This is a genomic window from Bacteroides acidifaciens, assembly GCF_024623065.1.
GTDB lineage: Bacteria > Bacteroidota > Bacteroidia > Bacteroidales > Bacteroidaceae > Bacteroides > Bacteroides acidifaciens.
In genome coordinates this window covers 1-2,849 of the sequence record NZ_JANJZR010000151.1, presented here as the reverse complement: position 1 = coordinate 2,849, position 2,849 = coordinate 1, and the positions used below count along the sequence as shown (strand labels likewise).

The window sequence follows — 2,849 nt, the reverse complement described above, 5'->3', positions numbered from 1 at the left end:
CGGTTCCGCCGCTTTATCTTCTACAACGTCAGAAAAACAAGTAGAATCGTAAATACGGTAATACAAACAGGCACTAAACATCCGGCCGCAATATCCAGCCAGTCCCATTTACACCCCATCCGTTCTTGAATATATTCTACTGCGCACATTGCTACAAATACCATGATACACACCTGAATCATTATCGAGACAAACAAACGGCTGCTGCCTTCGTATGAGCAATCCTGTATCATGGGATAAAGTAGCAGAATCCCGATAAACGTAAACACAATCAGCCCGGCAACAAAAATTGAATTACCCGCCTTCATGTGTGCCGGCCGGTTACTTTCCTTCATCCAGCCGAACACTTTTTCAATTAACTGTTTCATAAACTACATGATTTAATTATTAATCAAAATGATACCCAGTATTCTTCAAAACGGAAGTCCCTTTATTATAGTAGAGGCAATTTCTTTTGCCTTGTCCCGCCATTCCTGAAAGTCCTTCATCTCCTGATAATAGGCTGCTTCCTTTTCCTCTGTAAGGTAATTCGGGTTAATTGCGTTCATTAATATAGCTGTCTGGTCGTCCGGGGAATATTTCGCGTTTATGATTGCGGCAACTATTTTTTCATAAGTCAGCTCGCCTTCCAACCTTACAACTTCCTGTTTATAAACCAATATTCCCAACTCATTTTCTATCTGCCGGCTGTCGATGTTTATCGTCCAGTGAGGAACACACGCCTGAACGCTTTTCTCCAGCATTTCCGGACGTTTTACGTAGGTTGTAAACTCTAATTCTTTCATAACTGTAATCTTTTAAGTTTATGTTTTCCGGGATTTTCCCGTTATAATATTCTTTTAGCCATGTTTTTATCCGCTCTATTCCCGGATATTCTTTACCTCTCCAGGATGCGAACGTAACCAGGGGATTTCTTTCCGTTCCATTATCCGGAAAAATAGTCCTTATATCCCAACGGATGATATAAACACCGTTGTCATATTCTATCGGCAAGGCCATAGATTTAAGCAATACGGCGTCGGGTACTTTTAATTGCTTCCCGTCGGTACTGGAATAATTCATCATAATTCTTTTTTATTTTAACCGTAAAAAAATGATTTGTCATATACACCCTGTCCCAAAGCAAAGGGGAAAAATTCTTTGTAAGCCCGCGGCGTATGGCATACGCCTTTCTTTTTCTCATAAACCCGTAATAGCTATTAAGACTGGATATCATACTATCCGTTAACTCTTTTCCTTCCTCCAGCTCTTTATTTATATGCATTATTGTCCTTCGAGTGTTGCGAACAATTCTCTTCCCTACATATATCCGATCCATTTTAATGACAGCTCCCACGAACATGATACCCTTTGTATAGTGTTGTAGATATCTCTTCTGTGGATGCAACTTTAATTTCAACTTATTCCATAAGAAGCTTTCAAAAAGTGGTATTGCTTTTAATATAAAATCCTTGTCCTTATGTACCAGGGCAAAATCATCCGCATATCTTTCGTAATATTTAAATCCCAGGGATAAAACAAATTCATCAAAGAAAGACATGTAGAAATTTGCAATCAGTTGTGAAGGAAGGTTGCCGATTGGCATACCTTTATACGGGTCATTCCCAAAAAGCGACTTATTATCCGGTATCTTGTCCCACAAGGATTCCGGAGATCGTTTTATACAATGCTCCTGCGGCAAATGAAACACTGTTATGCGTACAAGATACAACAAACATTCCTTATCGGCTTCGTGATAGTGTTCATTGATAAGTTCACTTAACAACACCCATGCAATCCCCTTGTCTATTGACATGAAGAATCCGGAAATATCATATCTTCCGACCCAACAACTTTTAGTAAACCCGTTACTGCAATCGTATATATCTTTAAAAAGAGCCTGTACTGCGCTTTCAGTGCCAAAGCCTTTCCTGCAATTATGTGAAACATCTCCCATCCCTGCAAAATGCTTGTCGAACAAAGGTTCCAACCGTATGCAAATCCAATGATGTATTATACGATCCTGAAAATCCGCTGCAAACACTTCCCTGTATAATGGCCAGATAACAACAAAACAAAGTGACTTTAAAGGTTCATAAGTACCTGACACGACTTGCAAATAAAGATTATATAATCGGTCTTCGTAATCTGCCCTAAACTCACAACATTGCGAACTTGACATTTTATTACAAATGCAATCGTGGTACGCTTCTACAAACGATTCAAACAATATGCTGTATAATTTCCCTAATGCGGCGACACCGCGAACCACATAGCTATTCGCCTTATTGTTGTTGCCGTTCACTTGCCCGGAAGCACCATTCACGATCCACGCGTTGTTCGAATTGTACTCCGTTATCATGCCCTGTATCTTGTTCGTAACTGGAAGTATTCTTCCAGTAGGGCACCCATTAAAGATTAAATTATACACTGCCATAACCGCCTTAACGATTTTGGTTCAATGTTGCCCGTTTCCATCCGGCTATCTGTCGACCTATATTTGCGGAAGACCGCAAAAAGAAGGCTTCATTACCAACAGAAACAATCCGTTTTCTGGTGCATATTCTTAGAATCGTTTTTAAAGATGTAAAATGTACCACGAAAGCATCAAGAAACATTGCGCGTTCAGTCCCTTCACGCAAATTGGCAAGTGTAATATCGTCCATACAGTCAAATGTTACATTTACCAACCGCTGCGCGAGATATCTGTATTGCTTAGGGAAGTTGCCGGACAAATCCAACACCCATCCGGCTAATAATTCAACATCATTATATACTTTCAAATCGTTTGCTTTCCCCATATTCTATGTTTCTTGTTATGTCAAAGTTTAAAGTTAAAAGTTTAAAATGCGGCGACACCGCGAACCACA

Annotated in this window: 4 protein-coding genes; all 4 read right to left on the bottom strand. The window is 39.8% G+C overall.

The window, feature by feature from the left end; genetic code table 11:
* Positions 1–20 precede the first annotated feature (20 nt).
* Positions 21–368: a hypothetical protein gene (locus NSB03_RS20260; protein WP_135037266.1), complete on the bottom strand. Its 348-nt coding sequence runs from the start codon at positions 366–368 to the stop codon at positions 21–23.
* 45 nt (positions 369–413) lie between these two features.
* Complete coding sequence (locus NSB03_RS20255; protein ID WP_024988680.1) at positions 414–785, bottom strand: hypothetical protein; 372 nt, start codon at positions 783–785, stop codon at positions 414–416.
* Positions 786–1,003: 218 nt separating this feature from the next.
* Positions 1,004–2,341 carry a reverse transcriptase domain-containing protein gene (locus NSB03_RS20250; RefSeq protein ID WP_128824512.1) on the bottom strand — a complete coding sequence of 446 codons (1,338 nt, stop codon included), beginning with the start codon at positions 2,339–2,341 and terminating at the stop codon, positions 1,004–1,006.
* 82 nt (positions 2,342–2,423) lie between these two features.
* Complete coding sequence (locus tag NSB03_RS20245; protein WP_135037272.1) at positions 2,424–2,780, bottom strand: four helix bundle protein; 357 nt, start codon at positions 2,778–2,780, stop codon at positions 2,424–2,426.
* Between the last annotated feature and the right edge of the window lie 69 nt (positions 2,781–2,849).